At 73.6% G+C, this 20,915-nt stretch carries 19 protein-coding genes and 1 riboswitch; all 19 genes read right to left on the reverse strand.

The window, feature by feature from the left end; all coding sequences use genetic code 11:
• Positions 1-1,068, reverse strand: coding sequence for a bifunctional diaminohydroxyphosphoribosylaminopyrimidine deaminase/5-amino-6-(5-phosphoribosylamino)uracil reductase RibD (gene ribD / locus BKA05_RS09940; protein WP_246289781.1), 1,068 nt, complete (start codon positions 1,066-1,068; stop codon positions 1-3).
• A gap of 83 nt (positions 1,069-1,151) precedes the next feature.
• Positions 1,152-1,296: riboswitch (FMN riboswitch) on the reverse strand.
• Positions 1,297-1,392: 96 nt separating this feature from the next.
• Positions 1,393-2,055: a ribulose-phosphate 3-epimerase gene (gene rpe / locus BKA05_RS09945; protein ID WP_179531288.1), complete on the reverse strand. Its 663-nt coding sequence runs from the start codon at positions 2,053-2,055 to the stop codon at positions 1,393-1,395.
• A gap of 35 nt (positions 2,056-2,090) precedes the next feature.
• Positions 2,091-3,056: a non-homologous end-joining DNA ligase gene (gene ligD, locus BKA05_RS09950; protein WP_179531289.1), complete on the reverse strand. Its 966-nt coding sequence runs from the start codon at positions 3,054-3,056 to the stop codon at positions 2,091-2,093.
• Between the two features lie 4 nt (positions 3,057-3,060).
• Positions 3,061-4,401, reverse strand: a complete 1,341-nt coding sequence (locus BKA05_RS20300) for a transcription antitermination factor NusB (protein ID WP_179531290.1) — start codon at positions 4,399-4,401, stop codon at positions 3,061-3,063.
• Entirely contained in the window at positions 4,394-5,317 is a 924-nt protein-coding gene (gene fmt / locus BKA05_RS09960; protein WP_179531291.1) for a methionyl-tRNA formyltransferase, read from the reverse strand. Before fmt ends, BKA05_RS20300 begins: the two co-directional genes overlap by 8 nt.
• Before the next feature lie 2 nt (positions 5,318-5,319).
• Positions 5,320-5,865 (reverse strand): peptide deformylase, encoded by a 546-nt coding sequence (gene def, locus BKA05_RS09965; protein ID WP_179531292.1) that lies wholly within the window; start codon positions 5,863-5,865, stop codon positions 5,320-5,322.
• A gap of 114 nt (positions 5,866-5,979) precedes the next feature.
• Positions 5,980-8,046, reverse strand: coding sequence for a primosomal protein N' (locus BKA05_RS09970; protein ID WP_179531293.1), 2,067 nt, complete (start codon positions 8,044-8,046; stop codon positions 5,980-5,982).
• A 219-nt stretch (positions 8,047-8,265) separates the two neighbouring features.
• Positions 8,266-9,465 carry a methionine adenosyltransferase gene (gene metK / locus BKA05_RS09975; RefSeq protein ID WP_179531294.1) on the reverse strand — a complete coding sequence of 400 codons (1,200 nt, stop codon included), beginning with the start codon at positions 9,463-9,465 and terminating at the stop codon, positions 8,266-8,268.
• A gap of 10 nt (positions 9,466-9,475) precedes the next feature.
• A complete protein-coding gene (gene coaBC / locus BKA05_RS09980) occupies positions 9,476-10,717 on the reverse strand; it encodes a bifunctional phosphopantothenoylcysteine decarboxylase/phosphopantothenate--cysteine ligase CoaBC (RefSeq protein WP_425489728.1) in 1,242 nt (413 codons plus the stop codon).
• 70 nt (positions 10,718-10,787) lie between these two features.
• Positions 10,788-11,117 carry a DNA-directed RNA polymerase subunit omega gene (gene rpoZ, locus BKA05_RS09985; RefSeq protein WP_179531295.1) on the reverse strand — a complete coding sequence of 110 codons (330 nt, stop codon included), beginning with the start codon at positions 11,115-11,117 and terminating at the stop codon, positions 10,788-10,790.
• Between the two features lie 14 nt (positions 11,118-11,131).
• On the reverse strand, positions 11,132-11,791 hold the full coding sequence (gene gmk, locus BKA05_RS09990; RefSeq protein ID WP_179531296.1) for a guanylate kinase: 660 nt from the start codon (positions 11,789-11,791) through the stop codon (positions 11,132-11,134).
• Positions 11,788-12,111 carry an integration host factor, actinobacterial type gene (gene mihF, locus BKA05_RS09995; RefSeq protein WP_179531297.1) on the reverse strand — a complete coding sequence of 108 codons (324 nt, stop codon included), beginning with the start codon at positions 12,109-12,111 and terminating at the stop codon, positions 11,788-11,790. Before mihF ends, gmk begins: the two co-directional genes overlap by 4 nt.
• Positions 12,112-12,232: 121 nt before the next feature.
• Positions 12,233-12,694 carry a hypothetical protein gene (locus BKA05_RS10000; protein WP_179531298.1) on the reverse strand — a complete coding sequence of 154 codons (462 nt, stop codon included), beginning with the start codon at positions 12,692-12,694 and terminating at the stop codon, positions 12,233-12,235.
• A 22-nt stretch (positions 12,695-12,716) separates the two neighbouring features.
• Entirely contained in the window at positions 12,717-13,580 is an 864-nt protein-coding gene (gene pyrF / locus BKA05_RS10005) for an orotidine-5'-phosphate decarboxylase (RefSeq protein WP_179531299.1), read from the reverse strand.
• Between the two features lie 5 nt (positions 13,581-13,585).
• On the reverse strand, positions 13,586-14,437 hold the full coding sequence (locus tag BKA05_RS10010) for a beta/alpha barrel domain-containing protein (RefSeq protein WP_179531300.1): 852 nt from the start codon (positions 14,435-14,437) through the stop codon (positions 13,586-13,588).
• Positions 14,434-15,261: an iron-sulfur cluster-binding protein gene (locus BKA05_RS10015; RefSeq protein WP_179531301.1), complete on the reverse strand. Its 828-nt coding sequence runs from the start codon at positions 15,259-15,261 to the stop codon at positions 14,434-14,436. The genes BKA05_RS10010 and BKA05_RS10015 overlap by 4 nt, the downstream gene beginning before the upstream one ends.
• 19 nt (positions 15,262-15,280) lie before the next feature.
• The gene (locus BKA05_RS10020; RefSeq protein WP_343045603.1) at positions 15,281-16,369 is read right to left on the reverse strand and encodes a quinone-dependent dihydroorotate dehydrogenase; all 1,089 of its coding nucleotides are present in this window, start codon (positions 16,367-16,369) and stop codon (positions 15,281-15,283) included.
• A complete protein-coding gene (gene carB, locus BKA05_RS10025) occupies positions 16,354-19,713 on the reverse strand; it encodes a carbamoyl-phosphate synthase large subunit (RefSeq protein ID WP_179531302.1) in 3,360 nt (1,119 codons plus the stop codon). Before carB ends, BKA05_RS10020 begins: the two co-directional genes overlap by 16 nt.
• The gene (carA, locus tag BKA05_RS10030) at positions 19,713-20,873 is read right to left on the reverse strand and encodes a glutamine-hydrolyzing carbamoyl-phosphate synthase small subunit (protein ID WP_179531303.1); all 1,161 of its coding nucleotides are present in this window, start codon (positions 20,871-20,873) and stop codon (positions 19,713-19,715) included. Before carA ends, carB begins: the two co-directional genes overlap by 1 nt.
• Positions 20,874-20,915 lie beyond the last annotated feature (42 nt).

Consider the following 20,915-nt stretch of genomic DNA (forward strand, 5'->3'; position numbering starts at 1 on the left):
TCAGTGGTCCTCTCGGTGGGGCTCGAGGGTGAGCCGGATGTTCGGCTCCTCGCCGTCGACGACGGGCTCGAGCACGGTGAGGTCGACGACCCGGGGGCGCCAGGCGTCGGCGATGGTGGTGATGCCGAGGTCGGCGACGGCCTGCTGGCCGGCGCCGAGGAGGAAGGGCGCCACGTAGGCGACGACCTCGTCGACGAGGCCCTCACGCAGGAACGCCGCGGCCAGGGTCGGCCCGCCCTCGAGGAAGACGTGCTGGCGGTCGCGCTCGCGCAGCGCCTGCAGCGCCTCGCGGGGGTCACGGGTGCGCAGGTGCACGGTCTCGGCCTGGTCGTCGAGCACCCGACGGTCGGGCGCGAGGTCGCGCAGGCCCATGACGGCGCGCAGCGGCTGGTGCGGCAGCGGCCGGTCGTGGGCGTCGCGGACGGTCAGCCGCGGGTCGTCGACCTCGACGGTGCGGGTGCCGACGAGCATGGTGTCGGCGAGCGCCCGGAGCCGGTGGGTGTCGCGCCGGGCGGCGGTGCCCGAGACCCACCGGCTGGTGCCGTCGGCGGCGGCGCTGCGGCCGTCGAGGGTGGCGGCGAACTTCCAGGTGACGAAGGGGCGCCCCTTCTCGACCGCGAAGGTCCAGACCCGGTTGAGCTCGCGGGCGTCGTCGGCGAGCAGCCCGCCGACCACCTCGATGCCGGCGGCGCGCAGGGTGTCGCCGCCGCCTGCTGCGACGGGGTTGGGGTCGCTCTGGGCGTGCACCACCCGGCGGACTCCGGCGGCGACGAGGGCCTGGGCGCACGGCCCCGTGCGACCGGTGTGGTTGCAGGGCTCGAGGGTGACCACGGCGGTCGTGCCGCGGGCGCGGTCCCCCGCGAGGGCGAGGGCGTCGGCCTCCGCGTGGGCGGTGCCGGCGCCGCGGTGGTGGCCCTCGGCCACGGTGCGACCCTCGTCGTCGAGCAGGACGCAGCCCACCCGGGGATTGGGGCCGGTCGGCACGCCGGGGCTCGCCGCGAGCTCGAGGGCGCGCCGCATGGCGCTCTCCTCGGCCGCGCTCCATATGGGGCTGCCCTGGTCGCTCATCGCTCGTCCTCGGTCCGGTCGCGGACCCTGGGGGACGGCGGGCGCTCGCGCCCCGTCGGTGACGGCGCGCGGGTGACCTGCCGCTGCGTGCGCTTCTCATCCGGACTTTGACCGTCGGCCCAGGAATCACACCTGGTCCACCGGTCACTGGCAGTGACCGGGTCGCGGGCTGCTGGCTCTCACCAGATCACCGCCGGTGCGGAATTTCACCGCCCCCAGAGCACGCGAGCATGTTCACTCGTCTGAGCAAGTCAACCACAGCGCCGGGGATTTGTTCCCGGTGACTCCCGTCACGTGGACCGACACGGCCCGACCGCGGAGGGCTCAGCCGCGCGCGGCGGCGGCCCGCTCACGCAGGGCGTTGACCATCGCGTCGGGGTCGTCGGCGGAGTAGACCGCCGAGCCGGCGACGAAGGTGTCGGCGCCGGCCTCGGCGCAGCGCTCGATGGTCTCCAGGGAGACTCCCCCGTCGACCTGGAGCCAGGTCTCGACGCCGTGCTTGTCCATCAGGGCGCGGGCGCGGCGGATCTTGGGCAGCACCAGGTCGAGGAACTTCTGGCCGCCGAAACCGGGCTCCACGGTCATCAGCAGCAGCATGTCCAGCTCGCCGAGCATGTCCTCGTAGGGCTCGACGGGAGTCGCGGGCTTGAGGGCCATCGAGGCGCGACCGCCGGCGGCGCGGATCTCGCGGGCCAGCCGCACCGGCGCAGCCGCCGCCTCGACGTGGAAGGTCACGGAGGCACAGCCTGCTTCGACGTACGTCGGGGCGTGCCTGTCGGCGTCGGCGATCATCAGGTGCGCGTCGAGCGGGGTGTCGGTGGAGCGGGCCAGCGCCTCGACCATCGTCGGGCCGAAGGTGAGGTTCGGGACGAAGTGGTTGTCCATGACGTCCACGTGGATCCAGTCGGCGCTGGGGATGCGGGCCACCTCGGCCCCGAGGGCGGCGAAGTCGGCGTTGAGGATGCTCGGCGTGATCTGGATACCCACGAGCGGTCATCCTCCCAGAACGGGGCGCTGGTCGCTCAGCCGGTCTCGTCCGGGTCGGCCGGGGGCTCGGCGCCCTCGGCCTCGTCGCGGTCGGCCCACTCCAGCAGCGGCGTGATGTCCCAGGCCGCCTCGTCGATGCGCTCGTGCAGGTCGCCCAGCTCGGCGAAGCGCTGCGGCACGGTGAAGATCGTGAAGTCGCGCGGGTCGGCGTCGTCGATCTCGTCCCAGCGGATCGGCGTGGAGACCCGGGCGTCGGGCAGCCCCCGGACGGAGTACGCCGCGGCGATGGTGTGGTCGCGGGCGTTCTGGTTGTAGTCCACGAAGACCTGGGAGGGGTCGCGGTCCTTCTTCCACCAGGTGGTGGTGACGTCGTCGGTGCGGCGCTCGACCTCGCGGGCGAACGCGAGCGCCCCGCGGCGTACGTCCTTGAAGCCGTGGTCGGGGCGGATGCGGACGTAGACGTGCAGGCCCTTGGAGCCGCTGGTCTTGGGGAAGCCCTCGACGCCGAGCTCGTCGAGCACCGCGTGCACGACGTGGGCGACCCGCTGGACCGTCGCGTAGTCGCAGTCCGGGCCCGGGTCGAGGTCGATGCGCCACTCGTCGGGCTTCTCGGTGTCGGCGCGGCGGCTGTTCCAGGGGTGGAACTCCACGGTGGACATCTGCACCGCCCAGACCACCTGGGCGAGCTCGGTGACGCAGAGCTCGTCGGCCGTGCGGTTCCAGCGCGGGAAGTGCAGCTCGACGGTCTCGACCCAGTCCGGCGCGCCGGCGGGCACCCGCTTCTGGTGCACCTTGTCGCCGGCCAGGCCCTTGGGGAAGCGGTGCAGCATGCAGGGGCGCTCGTAGAGCGCGTTCACGATGCCGGGCCCGACCGCGAGGTAGTACTCGACCAGGTCGAGCTTCGTCGCCCCCGACTCCGGGAAGTAGACCCGGTCGGGGTTGGAGACCCGCACCACCTTGTCGTCGACCTCGATCTCGACGGCGGGCGGCTTCGAGGGCATGGCGTCAGCCTAGGCGGCGGCGCAGCAGCGCCATGAACATCGCATCGGTCCCGTGCCGGTGCGGCCAGAGCTGGAGGGTGCCCTCGAGGGGACCCTCGCCGTGCGGGACCTGCGGGAGGACCGGGCGCATGTCGACGAGCTCGACGTCGTCACGCTGCTCGAGCACCTTCGACACCACCCCGGAGGTCTCGGGGAGCGCCGGCGAGCAGGTGGCGTAGAGGACCAGCCCGCCGGGACGGGTCGAGTCGATCGCGCCGTCCAGCAACCGGCGCTGCAGCGGGACCAGCCCGCGGATGTCGCTCTTGCTGCGTCGCCACCGTGCCTCGGGACGACGTCGCAGGGCGCCCAGGCCGCTGCACGGGGCGTCCACGAGCACCCGGTCCAGGCTGCCCGGGGCGACCGGTGGCCGGGTCCCGTCCCCCGTCACCACGAGGTACGACGCCGGGCTGGTCGCGAGGTTGCGGCGCACGAGCCCGGCGCGGTGGTGGGCGCGCTCGACCGCCAGGAGGGCGGCCCCCCGCTCCGCGGCCAGCGCCGCCAGCAGCGCGCTCTTGCCCCCGGGGCCGGCGCACCAGTCGGCCCAGTGGCGGTCCTCCCCGTCGAGGTCGGCCCCCGCCAGGGCCAGGGCGACCAGCTGGGAGCCCTCGTCCTGCACCCCGGCCCGCCCCTCGGCGACCGCCGGGACCGCACCGGGGTCTCCGCCGTCGAGCACGACCCCGTGCGGGGACAACCGGGTCGGCTCCCCCGGCAGCTCGTCACGGGTCGCCAGCCCGGGGCGCGCGACCAGGGTGACCCGCGGTGGGGCGTTGTCGGCGGCGAGCAGTGCCTCGACCTCCCCGGCCCCCACGGCCCGCCGCAGCTCGGCCACGACCCAGGCCGGGTGGCTGTGGACGACCGCGTCGTGCCGGTCCGACCCCTCGTCGCGCGGCGGGGCGACCTCGGCCAGCCAGCCCTCGAGGTCGCGCTCGGCGACCCGGCGCAGCACCGCGTTGACCAGCCCCCCGGCACCCCGGCCCGCGGCGTCGCGAGCGAGGTCGACCGACGTGCTGATCGCCGCGTGCGACGGCACCCGCATCGCGAGCAGCTGGTGGGTGCCGAGCCGCAGCACGTCGAGGACGTCGGGCGACACCCGGCGCAGCGGCCGGTCCACGCAGGCGGTCAGGACCGCGTCGTAGGTGCCTTGGCGGCGTACGGTCCCGGAGACGAGCTCGGTGACCAGGCCGGCGTCACGGCCGGTCAGCCCGTGCCGGCGCAGGACCGCCGGGAGCAGCAGGTTGGTGTAGGCGTCCTGCTCGCGGACCGCCACGAGGACCTCGAGCGCGGCCGACCGCGCGGCGTCACTCACCCAGTCGCGCGCCGTCCTCCAGGCGCGCTCCTCGGGCCCAGTCGGCCGCCGACATCAGCTTCTTGCCGAAGGCCTTGACCTCGCCCAGGCGCACCGCGGAGGTCCCGGTGCCGACCAGGACGTGGTTCTTGCCGACGGCGATCTCACCGGGCTCGAGGTTCGAGGCGGCCGGGGTCACCGGCCCGATCTTGATGCGCTCGCCCTCGAAGGTGGACCAGGCGCCCGGGAAGGGCGTGCAGGCGCGGACCCGGCGGTCGACGGCCTGGGCCGGCTCCGTCCAGTCGATCCTGGCGTCCTCGACCAGGATCTTGGGGGCCATCGAGACGCCCTCCTCGGGCTGCTCGCGCGGCACGAGCACCCCGTCCTCGATGCCGTCGAGCGTGGTGACCAGGAGACCGGCGCCGCCCTCGGCGAGGCGGGTGAGCAGGTCCCCGGCGGTGTCGGTGTCGCGGATGCGCTCGGTCATCACCCCGAAGGTCGGGCCGGCGTCCATCGCCTTGACGATGCGGAAGGTCGTGGCGCCGGTGACCTCGTCCCCCGCCCAGATGGAGTGCTGCACGGGCGCGGCCCCGCGCCAGGCGGGCAGGCAGGAGAAGTGCAGGTTGACCCAGCCGTGGGGTGGGATGTCCAGCGCGGACTGGGGCAGGAGAGCGCCGTACGCGACGACGGGGCAGCAGTCGGGGCGCAGCTGCTTGAGCGACTCCTGGAACTCCGGGTCGCGCGGGTGCTCGGGCTTGAGCAGCGGGACGCCGAGCTCCTCGGCGCGCTGGGCGACCGGGCTCGCCACCAGCTTGCGGCCGCGACCGGCGGGCGCGTCGGGACGGGTGACGACGCCGACCAGCTCGTGCCGGGACTCGGCGATGGCGTCCAGGGCGGGGACGGCGACCTCGGGGGTGCCTGCGAACACGACGCGCATCTCTAGATGCCCAGTCCTCTCATCGGGTGCGGGGAGAGCTTCACGGTGGGCGGCGCGGCACCGAACCACTCCGCCTCCCGGATCTCCTTCATGGCGGCCTTGCGGGTCTGCTCGTCGAGCCGGTCGACGAACAGCACGCCGTCGAGGTGGTCGGTCTCGTGCTGGATCGCGCGGGCGAGGTAGTCGGTGCCGTGGATCGTGACCGGCTCGCCGTGCATGTCGAAGCCGTTGGCGACGACAGAGAGGGCACGCAGGCACTCGAAGGTCAGCTCGGGGATCGACAGGCAGCCCTCGAGGCCGTCCTGCTGCTCCTGCGACAGCTCGAGGGTGGGGTTGACCAGGTGGCCGACCTCGCCGTCGACGTTCCAGGTGAAGACCCGCAGCCCGACACCGATCTGCGGCGCCGCGAGCCCGGCCCCGGGGGCGGCGAGCATGGTGTCGGTGAGGTCCTGCACCAGACGGCGCAGCTCCTTGTCGAAGTCGACGACCTCGATCGCCGGCTTGCGCAGGATCGGGTCACCGAAGAGGCGGATCGGCTGGACTGCCATGGCGGGGAGTGTAGGTGCGGCACACCGGGCGCTCCGAACTCCCGGTGTGCGTCGACGACGCCTCGGCCGCGCGTGAGGGCCCCCTCGGCCGTGCGTGGGTGACCTCTCGGCGGCTCAGAGGGTGGGCGGGTCGACCTGGATCCGCACCGGGTCGAGCTTGCGGGCCGAGCGGAGGCGTTGGAGCTCCCCGAGGGAGGCGGAGAGGCGGGAGCCGTGGGCGCGGGGCACCCGCACGACGACCCGCTGCCTCTCCCCCGGCTCGCTCGCGGCGTCCGGGACGTCGACCGGACCCAGGACCTCGACCGGCTCCGGGACGTCGAGCAGCGTGAGCGCGTCGTCGAGCGCGCCGGGGCCGCCGGTCAGGGTCGCGAGCCGGGTCGCCGGGGGCAGGTGGGCCTCTGCGCGGGACGCCGCCTCGCGGGCGGCGTACCCGGCGACGTCCCAGCGCACCAGCGCCTGGACGGCCGGGTGGGCGGGGTCGCCGACCACGAGCGCCCGCCCGCCGGGACGCACCAGGGCGACGGCGTTGGCCCAGCGGCGCAGCGCCTCCTCCTCGGTGCGCAGGTCGGGCCGCGAGAGCAGCAGCCAGGTGTCGAGCAGGACGACGGCGGAGTACCCACCCTCGGCGACCGGCTCGGCCCCGGGCGTGGCGACCACGACCTGCGGCCGGCCGTCCACGTGCGCCAGCACCCCGTCGCGGGCCGAGGTGCGCACCCGCACGCGGGGCAGCGCCCGGCCGATCTCCTCGGCCGTGCGGGACTGACCGATCACCGGGGCCCGGAGCCCGCGGTGCCCGCACTCGGGGCACGCCCAGGCCGGCGCCTCCTCGCCGCACCAGCGGCAGGCGGGCGGCTCGGTCGGGGAGCCCAGGCGCAGCGGCCCCGTGCACGCCGAGCAGCGGGCCGGGGTCCGGCAGCGCTCGCAGGCCAGCGCCGGGACGTAGCCGTGGCGGGGGTTCTGCACCAGGACCGGGCCCTCCTGCGCGGCCTCGCGCAGCAGGTCGTGCACCTGCTTGGGGATCCGGGCCGCACGCGCGGCGCTGTCGCGCACGAGGTCGTGCTCGGTGGCCCCGGCGACGGTGGTGGTCACGGCCCGGCGCAGCACCTCCCGCGGGACGGTGAGCTCGTGGGCCCAGCCGCTGTGCAGCAGGTGGTGGCACTCCACGCTGCGGGCGAACCCGCCGACCAGCACCGCCGCCCCGGCGCGGTCCGCACGCAGCAGCAGCGTCTCGCGGGTGTGGGGGTAGGGAGCACGCGGCTCGGCGTGCAGGTCGTCGCCGTCGTCCCAGACCACCACGAGGGCGAGGTCGCGCACCGGGGCGAACGCCGCGGCACGGGTGCCGACCGCGATCCGGCGCTCGCCACGCAGCAGGCGCAGGAAGGAGCGGTAGCGGGCCGCCGGCCCGGAGTCGGCGGTGAGGACGGCGTGCTGCTCCGGCTCACCCGTCGCGCGCAGGGCGGCGTCGACGCGCTCGACGTCCTTGCCGTCGGGGACGCAGACGACCACGCCACCGGGTGCGCTGAGGGCGGCCTCGGCGACGAGACGCGGCCAGTCCGCGGCCGGCGGCGGGTTCCAGACCGCGCGGGGGGCGGCGCCCTCGCGCAGGTGGGACAGCCAGGCGCCGGCCAGGGGGTGGTCGGCCCAGGCCGCGGCGGCGGCCCCGGAGTCGCGAGGGAGCAGACCGGCCGGCTCGCCCGGGGGCTCCTGCTCGGTCGTGGCGTGCCGGGGCGGGACCGCCAACCTCAGCACGTCGTCGCGGGTGCCGGCGTACCTCGTGGCGACGTCCCCGACCAGGCCCAGCACCTCGGGGGTCAGCACCTGCTCGGGGCTGACCACCCGACGCAGCGGCTGCAGCGGCCCGGGGTGGTCGCTCTCGGCCGACCGCTCCAGGAGGTAGCCGTCGGCCTCCTGGCCGGCGAAGCGCACCTTGACCCGGACACCCGGCTGCGCAGCCTGCGCCATCGTCTCGGGCACCGAGAAGTCGAAGGGGCGGTCCAGGTGGGCCAGCGGCAGGTCGAGCAGCACCCGGGCGACCGGGTCGACGTCGGTGATCGTCGCCCCCGCGGCCTTGCGCTCCCGGGTGGCGCGAGCCTTGGCCTGGGCCTGCTTGACGCTCGAGCGCACCATCCCCGGGATCAGCTCGCCCTGGTCCTCGGGCTGATCGTGGGGCGTGGTGGGCATGGGCGAGTTCTACCAGCCCTCACCGACGTCCCCCGACCCGCTGCCGAACCGGCGTATTGATGCGCCGGCTCGGCGGGACGGCTGGATCGAACCGGCGTATTGATACGCCGGCTCGACGGGAGGCTTGATCGAACCGGGTCTCGAGGCTCGTCGCCGGCGCTCCTCGCACCTCGACCAGCGTCAGACCTCAGCCGGCGGAAACCTCAGTCGACGGAGACCTCAGCCAGCAGAGACGGCGGCCTTGAGGGCCTCGGCGCGGTCGGTGCGCTCCCAGGTGAAGTCGGGCAGCTCGCGGCCGAAGTGGCCGTAGGCGGCGGTCTGGGCGTAGATCGGCCGCAGCAGGTCGAGGTCGTGGATGATCGCGGCCGGACGCAGGTCGAAGACCTCCAGCACCGCGGCCTGGATCCTCTCGTCGGCCACCGTGCCGGTCCCGAAGGTCTCCACGAACACGCCCACGGGCTGGGCCTTGCCGATCGCGTAGGCGACCTGGACCTCGCAGCGTCGCGCCAGACCCGCGGCCACCACGTTCTTGGCCACCCAGCGCATCGCGTACGCCGCGGAGCGGTCGACCTTCGAGGGGTCCTTGCCCGAGAACGCGCCACCACCGTGACGGGCCATGCCGCCGTAGGTGTCGACGATGATCTTGCGACCGGTCAGACCGGCGTCACCCATCGGGCCGCCGACCACGAAGGTGCCGGTCGGGTTGACCAGCAGCCGGTAGCCGTCGGAGTCGATGTCGAACTGCTCCAGCACCGGGGCGATGACGTGCTTGGCGATGTCGGGCTGCAGCCGGGTGTCGAGGTCGATGCCGGCCTCGTGCTGCGTGGAGAGCACCACGGTGTCCACGCGGACCGCACGGGCCTGGTCGTCGTACTCGATGGTGACCTGGGTCTTCCCGTCGGGACGCAGGTAGGGCAGCGTGCCGTCCTTGCGGACCGCGGTCAGCCGCTCCGAGAGCGTCTGGGCGATCTTGATCGGAAGCGGCATCAGCTCGGGGGTGTCGTCGCAGGCGTAGCCGAACATCAGCCCCTGGTCGCCGGCACCCTGCTTGTCCATCGCGTCGACGGACTCCTCCAGGCGCGACTCGTAGCCGGTGTCCACGCCCTGGGCGATGTCACCGGACTGGCCGCCGATCGCGACCATCACGCCGCACGTGGTGCCGTCGAAGCCCTTGTCGGAGTGGTCGTAGCCGATGTCGAGGATCTTCTGCCGCACGATCGACTTGATGTCGACGTAGCCGGTCGTGGTCACCTCACCGGCCACCACCACCAGACCCGTGGTCAGCAGCGTCTCGACCGCGACCCGCGAGTGCGCGTCCTGGCGCAGCATCTCGTCGAGGACAGCGTCACTGATCTGGTCGGCGATCTTGTCCGGGTGACCCTCGGTCACGGACTCGGAGGTGAAGAGACGTCCCGTCATGCGGGCCAGCCTAGACGGCCCGCCAACAGGCGGCGACGCGGTCCCAGATGGCGTGGGCGAGGGCGCCCTTGGAGCCGTGCGGGACCTCGACGTAGGAGCCGTCGGACTCCAGGATCACGGCCTCGTTGTCGGGGCTGCCGAAGACCGCTCCCCCGCTGACGTCGTTGACCACGAGCAGGTCGCAGCCCTTGCGGGCGAGCTTGGCGCGGGCCAGGTCGAGCACCGACCCGGTGGCGTCGCCGGTCTCGGCGGCGAAGCCGACGACCACCTGGCCGCCCGCGGGTCGCTCGGCGGCCAGCTCACGCAGGATGTCGGGGTTCTGCTCCAGCTCGATCGCCGGCGCCGAGCCGTCCTCGGCCTTCTTGATCTTGGCGTCGCTGCGGTTCAGGGGCCGGAAGTCGGCCGGGGCGGCCGCCATGACGACGGCGTCGGCACCTGCGGCGGCACCGAGCACCGCCTCGCGCAGCTCGGCGGTGGTCTCGACCCGCACCACGTCGACGCCTGCGGGGTCGGCCAGGGCGGTGTTGGCGGCCACCAGGGTCACCTTCGCCCCACGCGAGGCCGCCGCCCGGGCCAGGGCGTAGCCCTGCAGGCCCGAGGACCGGTTGCCGAGGAACCGGACGGGGTCGAGGTACTCCCGTGTGCCCCCGGCGCTGACCACCACGTGGCGACCCTCGAGGTCCTGCGCGGTCTCACCGTCGCGCTCGAGCACCTCGCGGCAGAAGGCGAACACCTCCGCCGGCTCGGGCAGTCGGCCCTTGCCCGTGTCGGCACCGGTCAGCCGGCCCTCGGCGGGCTCGAGCACGAGCACGCCGCGCTCGCGCAGCGTGGCGACGTTGGCCCGGGTCGCGGGGTGCTCCCACATCTCGGTGTGCATGGCCGGGACCAGCACGACCGGGCACCGGGCGGTCAGCAGCGTGTTGGTCAGCAGGTCGTCGGCCAGGCCGTGCGCTGCCTTGGCGAGCAGGTCGGCGGTGGTGGGCGCGACCACGACGAGGTCGGCCTGCTGGCCGATCCGCACGTGCGGCACCTCGTGGACGCGATCCCAGACCTGGTCGCTGACCGGCTTGCCCGACAGCGCCGACCAGGTCGCCGCCCCCACGAACTGCAGGGCCGAGGAGGTCGGCACGACGGTGACGTCGTGGCCGGACTCGGTGAAGCGGCGCAGCAGCTCGCAGGACTTGTACGCGGCGATGCCGCCCCCGACGCCGAGGACGACCCGGGGCGCGTCGTGCTGCACGGCCTCAGAAATCGCAGAGAGCCGCTCCCCCGTCGGGGAAGCGGCCTCAGCGGTGCTGCGTGGCTCCGTCACAGGCGGAGCGTCACTCCAGACCGGTCGCGGCGTCGGCGGCAGCGGCCTGGGCGGCGGCCTCCTCGGCGGCGAGCTCGGCCGGGTCGACGTGCTCGCAGGTGAGGAGGTCCTCGTTGATCTCGCGCAGGGCGATCGAGAGCGGCTTCTCCTGCACGTGGGTCTCCACGAGGGGACCGACGTACTCCAGCAGGCCCTCGCCGAGCTGGGAGTAGTAGGCGTTGATCTGTCGGGCGCGCTTGGCGCCGTAGAGGACCAGCTGGTACTTGCTGTCCGTCTTGGTCAGCAGGTCGTCGATCGAGGGGTTGGTGACACCCTCGGCGGCGATGTTGGGAGCAGACACAGGTCTGGCGTTCCTCACGAGTCGTTGGACAAAGATGTGGACCCTCGCGGCGCCGGAGCGGCGGCCTCGGGGTCGAGCATCATCAAGGTTACCAAGTCGTCGGCGGCGGCACGAACTTCGTGGTTGACGATGGTCACGTCGAACTCCGGCTCGGCCGCCAGCTCCTCGCGTGCGGTGACCAGTCGACGCTCCCGCTCCTCCTCGCTCTCGGTGCCCCGGCCGACCAGCCGGCGCACCAGCTCCTCCCACGACGGGGGCTTCAGGAACACGAACAGTGCGTCCGGCATCGTGCGGCGCACCTGGCGCGCACCCTGCAGGTCGATCTCGAGCATCGAGGGGCGGCCGGCGCGCAGCGCCTCCTCGACCGGGCCGCGCGGGGTCCCGTAGCGCGCGGCCCTGTGCACCACCGCCCACTCCAGCAGGTCGTCGTCGGCCACCATCTGGTCGAACCGCTCGTCGGAGACGAAGTGGTAGTGCACGCCGTCGACCTCACCGGGGCGGGGAGCCCGGGTGGTGGCGGACACCGAGATCCACACATCGGGGTGCGAGTCGCGCACCGCGGCGGCGACGGTCCCCTTGCCGACGGCCGTGGGCCCGGCCAGGACGACCAGGCGGCTCCGACGGGGAGCGGTCTCGGTCCGGTGGAGGTGATCGGGGTGGTGCTGGTCGCTCACGCCGAGGTGCCGCCGAACTCCTTCTCGAGGGCGGCGACCTGCTTGGTGCCCAGCCCCCGGACCCGGCGGCTCTCGGCGATCCCGAGCCGCTCCATCACCTGACGGGCGCGGACCTTGCCCAGGCCCGGCATCGACTGCAGCAGGTCGACGACCTTCATCTTGCCGATGACCTCGTTGGCCTGCCCCTCGTGGAGCACGTCGATGATGGAGGCGCCGGAGTTCTTGAGCCGGTTCTTCACCTCTGCTCGCTCCCGGCGAGACGCTGCGGCCTTCTCGAGTGCCGCCTGGCGCTGTTCGGGGGTGAGGGGTGGGAGAGCCACGGGTGGTCGTCCTTCGACTGCGAGTGTGATGGGAGCACGAGATGGGTCGGCCTGAGGTGGGCGTCAATCTAGTCAGAACTCTCAGAGCCCGGCAAACATCGTGCCCGTCGCGGACGCCGCCTCAGCGGTAGAGCGGCGTCTGGCAGACGTCGCGCGCCTGGGTCTCGACCGACGCCATCGCCTGTGCGGTCTCGGGGCGTACCAGCTCGCGGGCGGCGGCGTCGACGGCGGTGCGCAGGGCGGGGTCCAGCCCGTCGGGCGGGTCGTCACGGTCGTAGTCGGACGGGTCGAGACCGGCCTCGTCGAGCGCCCGCTCCAGCGCCTCGAGCCGGCCCACCACCTGCTGCCACTCGTCGGCGACGTCACGAGGCGCGGCGTCGCGCAGGTCGCGCAGCTGCGGGAGCACGTCGAGCAGGGCGTCCGGCCCGCCGGCCGCCACCGCCTCGCCGAGGGCTCGCTGGTGCTCCTCGACACGCTGGCAGTAGGTCTCGTAGGGGTCGGAGGAGCAGCCGACCAGGAGTCCCAGGAGCAGCGGCAGCACCACGACAGCGCCGACTCCGCCCCGCGGCGTACGACGGCTCACCGCTCGGCCCTCAGCGGTGCTCTCACAGCTCGGCCAGCGCGTCGTTGGTGCGGCGCACGGCCTCGGCCATCGCCCCGACGTCCGGGCCGAGCCGCAGCACCTCGCGCGAGGAGCTCGGCAGCACGTGACGGGCCTGCGCCCCGAAGATCCGTGCGATGTCGGCGACGGTGCCGCCCTGGGCGCCGAAGCCGGGGGCGAGGACCGGGCCGTTGAAGGCGAGGTCGGCCGACGTCGAGCCGATCGTCGCGCCGACGACGGCCCCGAAGGAGCCCAGCGGCTCCGCCCCGGCGTTGAGCCGGGCCAGGTGCGAGAGCACGCGGTCGGCGACCCGCTCCCCCGTCGTCTCGCCCTCGCCGTGGTCCGCGGTGAGGGCGTGCTGGACCTCCGGGCCCTCCTTGTTGGAGGTCAGCGCCAGCACGAACACGCCTGCGCCGTGCCGCTCGGCGGTCTCGACCATGGGATCGAGCGAGCCGAAGCCGAGGAAGGGGCTGGCCGTGATGGCGTCGGAGGCCAGTGGCGAGGCGGGGTCGAGGTAGGCGTCGGCGTAGGCCTGGGAGGTCGAGCCGATGTCGCCGCGCTTGACGTCGAGCAGCACCAGCGCACCCGCGGCGCGGGACTCGGCGATGACCCGCTCCAGGACAGCCACCCCGCGGGAGCCGAAGCGCTCGTAGAACGCCGACTGCGGCTTGACCACCGAGCACAGCGGGGCGACCGCCTCCACGACGGTGAGCGCGAAGCGCTCCAGGCCCGCCACGTCGTCGTCGAGTCCCCACTCGTGCAGCAGCGCCGCGTGGGGGTCGATGCCCACGCAGAAGGCACCGCGCTGCTCGACCGCGGTGTGCAGCCGGGCACCGAAGGGGGTGGGGCGGGAGGTGGGTGTGCTCATCGGGGTCATGCTCCCTCATCGGGGCTCAGGGCGGCGGCGGTGCGCGCGGCGGTGGTGGGGTCGTGGAACAGGGCGGAGCCGACCTGGACGGCGACCGCGCCGCGGTCCAGGGCGTGGCGGGCGTCCTCGGGCGAGCCGATGCCCCCGCAGGCCACCACGTCGCAGTCGGCACCGGCCGCGTCGAGCGCGGACCGGGCGTCGGCGACGCAGCGCAGGGCCAGCGGGGCGATGGCCGGGCCGCTGAGCCCGGCGGGTCGACCGTCCGGCAGTGCCGCGGGCAGGGCGCCGCCGAGCACGACCGCGGCGGCACCGGCGTCGGCGGCGACCCTGACGGTCTCCGCGACGCGGACCGGGTCCGCGCGCAGCTTGGCCAGCACGGGGACCCCGCGCGGCAGCTCGCGCAGCACCGTGGAGACTGCGGCACCGACGTGGAAGGGCTCCCGGGCATCCAGCACGCCGAGCTCGGCGGCGTCGGGCACCGCGAGGTTGACCTCCACGGCGCTCACGCCGGGGGCGGTGGCCAGCCGGCGCGCCACCTCGGCGTACTCCCCCAGGTCCCGCGCCACGACCGAGACCACGACCCGGGCCCCCTCGGTGAGCAGCCAGGGCAGCTCGGTGGCCAGGAAGGCGTCGAGACCGGGGTTGGGCAGCCCGGTGGCGTGCACCAGCCCGGCCGGTGTCTCGGTGATCGTGGGGCCGCCCGCGCCGGGACGGGCGTCGCGGCTGATCGAGCGGGTGGTGAACGCGCCGTACGTCGAGAGCGGGGCGTACGCCGCCAGCTCCCGGCCGGTCCCGCCGCAGCCCGACGCCACCAGGACGGGCGAGGCCAGCGTCAGGCCCGCGACCCGGACGCTCATGCGCTCGCTCCCCGGGCCAGGTCGTCCCAGCGGACCCGGTCGCCACGGACGACCGGCCCGTCGGTGCAGGCGCGGGCGGTGCGGGCGACACCGTCCTCGCCCACGACGGGGACCGGGCAGCCCAGGCACAGCCCGGTGCCGCAGGTGGTGCGCTGCTCGAGCGCCACCTGGCTCCAGGCACCGTGCTCCTCCGCGGCAAGAGCGGCCGCATGGAGGGTGGTCGCGGGCCCGGCGGCGTAGACGACCGCGGCGCCCGAGCGCCGCAGCGCCTCGGGGAGCACGTCGGCGACGGATCCACGTGCCCCGACCGAGCCGTCGCCGGTGACGATCGTGACCGCGCGGGCCGTGCGGCGGGCCTCCAGCGCCGAGAGCAGGTGCGCCTCGTCGGGCGCCCCGAGGACCAGGTTGACGGGGCAGTCGCGCTCGCGCAGCCGCTCGGCCAGGGCGAACAGCGGCGCCGCGCCGTACCCCTCCCCCACGAGCAGCACCGGCACGGGCTCCTTGGGCAGCGCGAACGGCCGGCCGCCGAGCGGCCCGGTGACCTCCACGCGGTCGCCGCGCTGCCGGCCGGCCAGCCAGCGGGTGCCCTCGCCCCGCGGCTGCACGACCAGGGTCACGGTCGCGGCGTACCCGCCCAGCGGGCGCACCTGGTGGATCCAGAAGGCGCGGCGAGCCAGGTGGTAGCCGCCGGTGCCGACCGAGACCGCCACGAACGCGCCGGGCCGGAACCGCTCGCCCACGCCCGGCGCCACCAGCGTTACGTGCTGGAAGGCACCGATCCGCTTGGAGGCCAGCACCTCCGCGGTGACGTGGACGGGACTCATCGGCGGCACATCCGGCGGGTCAGTCCTCCAGTCCGCGCACGATGCGGCGGGGCCAGCCCGGCCCCTCGTAGACGAAGGAGGTGTAGCCCTGCAGCAGGTCCGCGCCGGCGTCGAGGCGTTCCCGGGCGTCGTCGACCGTGGTGATGCCGCCGACGCCGATCAGCGTCAGACCGGAGGTCCCACGGTCGCCGATGCGCTCACGCAGCCGGCGCACGACCTCGCAGGAGCGTGCGGTCAACGGCCGGCCCGAGACGCCGCCGGCGCCCAGCGCCTCGACGTCCTCGGCCGGCGTGGAGAGACCGGCGCGGGAGATGGTCGTGTTGGTGGCGATGACGCCGTCGAGCACGTCGTCGCGGCGACCCGCGAGCGCCATGTCGGCCACGGCGTCGACGTCCTCGTCGGCCAGGTCCGGGGCGATCTTGACCAGCAGCGGCACCCGGCGGTCACCCGTGGCGGCGTCGGCGACCCGGCGCACGTGCTCCAGCAACGGCTGGAGCTTCTCGACGGCCTGCAGGTTGCGCAGGCCGGGGGTGTTGGGCGAGGACACGTTGACCACGAGGTAGTCGGCGTACGGCGAGAGCAGGCGCGCACTGGTCTCGTAGTCGGCCTCCACGGCCGCCTGGTCGTCGTCGGGGACGACCTTGGACTTGCCGATGTTGACCCCGAGGACCGGGGCGTCCGCACCGGGGGCCCTGGCCGCGCGCCGACGCAGCCGCTCGGCGACCGCGTGCGCACCGTCGTTGTTGAAGCCCATCCGGTTGAGCACGGCGCCGTCGGCCGGCAGCCGGAAGAGCCGGGGCTGCGGGTTGCCGGGCTGCGCGAGGCCGGTGACGGTGCCGATCTCGACGTGCCCGAAGCCCAGGGAACCCAGCGCGTCGATGCCGACGGCGTTCTTGTCGAAGCCCGCCGCCAGGCCCAGCACGTGCGGGAAGCGGATCCCCATCGCCTCGACCGGCGACCCCGTCGTACCCAGCATCGCGTGCGCCGCACGCAGCGCCGGCGCCCCGAGGCGCACCGCCCGGAAACCGAGGTGGTGCGCCCGCTCGGGGTCGATCCGGGTCGCGACGTGGGTGAAGAGGTGGTCGTAGAGCGTCACCGAGAAGCCCACTCCTGCAGGCTGCGCACGCCGATGTCGCCGCGGCGCATCGCCTCGATGCCCTGCACGGCGGCACCCAGCCCCTGGACGGTGGTGATGCACGGGACGTTGGCCATCACCGCGGCGGTGCGGATCTCGTAGCCGTCGAGGCGCGCGTGACCGCCACCGCCGGCCCCGTAGGGCGTGTTGACGATCAGCTTGATCTGGCCGTCGCGGATGAGGTCGACCGTGGTCGGCTCCCCAGCGGGACCCATCCCCTCGTAGTGCTTGCGCACCACCTGGCAGGGCACGCCGTTGCGCCGCAGCACCTCCGCGGTGCCCTGGGTCGCGAGGATCTCGAAGCCGAGGTCGGCCAGCACCTTCACGGGGAAGACCATCGAGCGCTTGTCACGGTTGGCCATCGACACGAAGACCTTGCCCGAGGTGGGCAGCGGCCCGAACGCCGCGGCCTGGCTCTTGGAGAAGGCCGTGCCGAAGTCGCGATCGAAGCCCATGACCTCGCCGGTGGACTTCATCTCCGGGCCGAGCACCGTGTCGACCTGCGAGCCGTCGGCGGTGCGGAACCGGTTGAACGGCATCACCGCCTCCTTGACGGCGATCGGCTGGTCGCCGGGCAGGGTCCCGCCGTCGCCCTGCTCCGGCAGCACACCGGCGCGGCGCAGGTCGCCGATGCTCTCACCGAGCATCACGCGGGCCGCGGCCTTGGCCAGCGGGGTCGCGGTCGCCTTGGAGACGAAGGGCACCGTGCGCGAGGCGCGCGGGTTGGCCTCGAGGACGTAGAGGATGTCCGAGCCCAGCGCGAACTGGATGTTGAGCAGCCCGCGCACCCCCACGCCCCGGGCGATCGCCTCGGTGGCCTCGCGGATGCGCTCGATCTCGCGGTGGCCCAGGGTGATCGGCGGCAGCGCGCACGAGGAGTCCCCGGAGTGGATGCCGGCCTCCTCGATGTGCTCCATCACGCCGCCGAGGTAGAGCTCCTCGCCGTCGAAGATCGCGTCGACGTCGATCTCCACGGCGTCGTCGAGGAACCGGTCGACCAGGACCGGCGCGGCGTGGCTGATCAGCCCGGCGGCGACGTACTTCTCCAGGTAGGTCTCGAGGGCGTCGTCGCCGTAGACGATCTCCATGCCGCGCCCGCCGAGGACGTAGGACGGGCGCACCAGGACCGGGTAGCCGATCTCGGCGGCGATGCGCTGCGCCTCGACGTACGACGTCGCCGTGCCGTGCTTGGGGGCGACCAGGCCCGCGGCGGCCAGCACCCGCCCGAAGGCGCCGCGCTCCTCGGCGAGGTCGATGGCGTCGGGGCTGGTGCCGACGATCGGGACCCCGGCCGCGGCCAGGCCCTGGGCCAGGCCCAGCGGCGTCTGACCACCGAGCTGGCAGATGACGCCCGCCAGCGGACCGGCCGCCTGCTCGGCGGCGACGACCTCGAGGACGTCCTCGAGCGTGAGCGGCTCGAAGTAAAGGCGGTCGGAGGTGTCGTAGTCGGTCGAGACCGTCTCGGGGTTGCAGTTGACCATCACGGTCTCGTAGCCGGCCTCGGAGAGCGCCAGCGAGGCGTGCACGCAGGAGTAGTCGAACTCGATGCCCTGGCCGATCCGGTTGGGACCGGAGCCGAGGATGATCACCGCCTCCTTCTCCCGCGGCGCCACCTCGGTCTCCTCGTCGTAGGAGGAGTAGTGGTAGGGCGTGCGGGCGGCGAACTCGGCCGCGCAGGTGTCGACGGTCTTGTAGACCGGCCGGATGCCGAGCGCGTGCCGCACGCCGCGGACGACGTCGGCGCTCATGCCGCGGATCTTGCCGATCTGGGCGTCGGAGAAGCCGTGCCGCTTGGCCTTGCGCAGCAGACCGGGGGTGAGCTCGTCGGCGGCGGTGACCTCGACGGCGATCTCGTTGATCAGCGCGAGCTGGTCGACGAACCACGGGTCGATGGCGGTGGCGTCGAAGACCTCCTCGGGCGTGGCACCGGCCCGGATCGCGTCCATGACCTTCTTCAGGCGGCCGTCGTGCGGGGTGGCGATCTCGCGCAGGAGCGCGTCCTTGTCGAGGTCGACCCACTCCTGGGACCAGTCGAAGACGGCGTCCTTGGACTCCAGCGAGCGCAGCGCCTTCTGCAGCGCCTCGGTGAAGTTGCGGCCGATGGCCATCGCCTCGCCCACCGACTTCATGTGGGTGGTCAGCGTCGGGTCGGCACCCGGGAACTTCTCGAAGGCGAAACGCGGGACCTTGACCACGACGTAGTCGAGCGTGGGCTCGAAGGAGGCCGGGGTCTCGGCGGTGATGTCGTTGGGGATCTCGTCGAGGGTGTAGCCGATGGCGACCTTCGCGGCGATCTTGGCGATCGGGAAGCCGGTGGCCTTCGACGCCAGGGCGCTGGAGCGGGAGACGCGCGGGTTCATCTCGATGACCACGATGCGTCCGTCGACGGGGTTCACCGCGAACTGGATGTTGCAGCCGCCGGTGTCGACGCCGACCTCGCGGATGACGCCGATGGAGATGTTGCGCAGCCGCTGGTACTCGCGGTCGGTCAGCGTCATGGCCGGGGCGACGGTGATCGAGTCACCGGTGTGCACGCCGAGGGGGTCGACGTTCTCGATCGAGCAGACGATGACGACGTTGTCGGCCTTGTCGCGCATCACCTCCAGCTCGTACTCCTTCCAGCCGAGGATGGACTCCTCCAGGAGCACCTCGGTGGTCGGGCTGGCGGTCAGGCCCTGGCCGGCGATGCGGCGCAGCTCGGCCTCGTCGTAGGCCAGGCCCGAGCCGGCGCCGCCCATCGTGAACGAGGGGCGTACGACGACGGGGTAGCCGAGGTCCTCGGCGCCGTCGAGCGCCTTCTGCAGCGCCGCGGCGACCTTCTCCTCCTTGCGGCTCCCCGGGGCGAGGTCCTCGCCGTTGCAGATCACGCTGCGCGCGACCTCGGCGCCCCACTCCGGCGGCAGGCCCTCGACGATCCGCTTGAACTGCTCGCGGTTCTCGCCCTTCTCGATCGCCTCGACCGAGGCGCCGATCAGCTCGACGTCGTACTTGTCCAGGATGCCGGCGGCGTGGAGGTTCATCGCGGCGTTGAGCGCGGTCTGGCCACCGAGGGTGGGCAGCAGCGCGTCGGGGCGCTCCTTGGCGATGACCTTCTCGACGAACTCGGGGGTGATCGGCTCGACGTAGGTGGCGTCGGCGAACTCCGGGTCGGTCATGATCGTGGCCGGGTTGGAGTTGACCAGGATGACGCGCAGGCCCTCGGCCTTGAGGACCCGGCAGGCCTGGGTGCCGGAGTAGTCGAACTCGCAGGCCTGGCCGATGACGATCGGGCCGGACCCGATGACCATGACTGACTTGATGTCGGTGCGCTTCGGCATCAGAGACCACCCTCCATGAGCGCGACGAAACGGTCGAAGAGGTAGGCGGCATCGTGCGGTCCGGCCGCGGCCTCCGGGTGGTACTGGACGGAGAACGCCTTGAGGGCGCCGGCGGCGTCGCGGAGCTCGAGGCCCTCGACGACGTCGTCGTTGAGACAGACGTGGCTGACCGATGCCTCGCCGTACGGCGTGGTCGTGCTGCCCTCGAGGGGCGCGTCGACCGCGAAGCCGTGGTTGTGGGCGGTGACCTCGACCTTGCCGGTGGTGCGGTCCATCACGGGCTGGTTGATGCCGCGGTGGCCGTACTTGAGCTTGTAGGTCTCGAAGCCCAGGGCCCGACCGAAGAGCTGGTTGCCGAAGCAGATCCCGAAGTAGGGCAAGCCGCGCTCCAGGGCGCCGCGCAGGAGCTCGACCTGCGCGGTGGTGGCCGCCGGGTCGCCGGGGCCGTTGGAGAAGAAGAGCCCGTCGGGCTCCACGGCGAGCACGTCCTCGAGCGAGGAGGTGGCCGGCAGCACGTGGACCTCGATGCCGCGCTCGGCCATCCGGAACGGGGTCATGGTCTTGATGCCGAGGTCGAGGGCGGCCACGCGGAAGCGCGGGCCGTCGGTGGTCGAGCTCGTCGAGGCCGCGGGCACGACGTAGGCCTCGGCGGTGGAGACCTCGCCGGCCAGCTCGGAGCCGGCCATCTCGCCGGACTCCTTGACCCGCGCCAGCAGCGCGTCGGCGTCGGTGGTGGTGCTGGAGATGCCGACCCGCATCGCCCCGCGCTCGCGCAGGTGCCGGGTCAGGGCCCGGGTGTCGACGCCGGAGATGCCGACCACGCCCTGGGCCCGCAGCTCGTCGTCGAGGGAGCGGGTCGCCCGCCAGCTGCTGGGGACGCGGGCAGGGTCGCGGACGACGTACCCGGCCACCCAGATCTGACGGGACTCCGGGTCCTCGTCGTTGACGCCGGTGTTGCCGACGTGCGGGGCGGTCATCACGACCACCTGGCGGTGGTAGGACGGGTCGGTCAGCGTCTCCTGGTAGCCGGTCATGCCGGTGTTGAAGACGGCCTCGCCGAAGGTCTCACCCTCGGCTCCGAATGCCTCGCCGTGGAAGGTGCGTCCGTCCTCGAGGACCAGGATCGCCGGCGCCGGCTGCGTGGGGGCATGCGAGGGCACGCCGTACCTCCTTCTCCGCCTCACGGGACGGTGGTTAAAGGA

It is taken from the genome of Nocardioides marinus, from assembly GCF_013408145.1.
GTDB lineage: Bacteria > Actinomycetota > Actinomycetes > Propionibacteriales > Nocardioidaceae > Nocardioides > Nocardioides marinus.

Bases quoted from the DNA above. Each gene is read 5' to 3' on its own strand.
- metK (WP_179531294.1), bottom strand. From the start codon at position 9,465: ATGACGGGACGTCTCTTCACCTCCGAGTCCGTGACCGAGGGTCACCCG.
- ligD (WP_179531289.1), bottom strand. From the start codon at position 3,056: ATGCCCTCGAAGCCGCCCGCCGTCGAGATCGAGGTCGACGACAAGGTG.
- BKA05_RS09970 (WP_179531293.1), bottom strand. From the start codon at position 8,046: ATGCCCACCACGCCCCACGATCAGCCCGAGGACCAGGGCGAGCTGATC.
- BKA05_RS10015 (WP_179531301.1), bottom strand. From the start codon at position 15,261: ATGAGTCCCGTCCACGTCACCGCGGAGGTGCTGGCCTCCAAGCGGATC.
- carB (WP_179531302.1), bottom strand. From the start codon at position 19,713: ATGCCGAAGCGCACCGACATCAAGTCAGTCATGGTCATCGGGTCCGGC.
- BKA05_RS10010 (WP_179531300.1), bottom strand. From the start codon at position 14,437: ATGAGCGTCCGGGTCGCGGGCCTGACGCTGGCCTCGCCCGTCCTGGTG.
- pyrF (WP_179531299.1), bottom strand. From the start codon at position 13,580: ATGAGCACACCCACCTCCCGCCCCACCCCCTTCGGTGCCCGGCTGCAC.
- ribD (WP_246289781.1), bottom strand. From the start codon at position 1,068: ATGAGCGACCAGGGCAGCCCCATATGGAGCGCGGCCGAGGAGAGCGCC.
- fmt (WP_179531291.1), bottom strand. From the start codon at position 5,317: ATGCGCGTCGTGTTCGCAGGCACCCCCGAGGTCGCCGTCCCCGCCCTG.
- def (WP_179531292.1), bottom strand. From the start codon at position 5,865: ATGGCAGTCCAGCCGATCCGCCTCTTCGGTGACCCGATCCTGCGCAAG.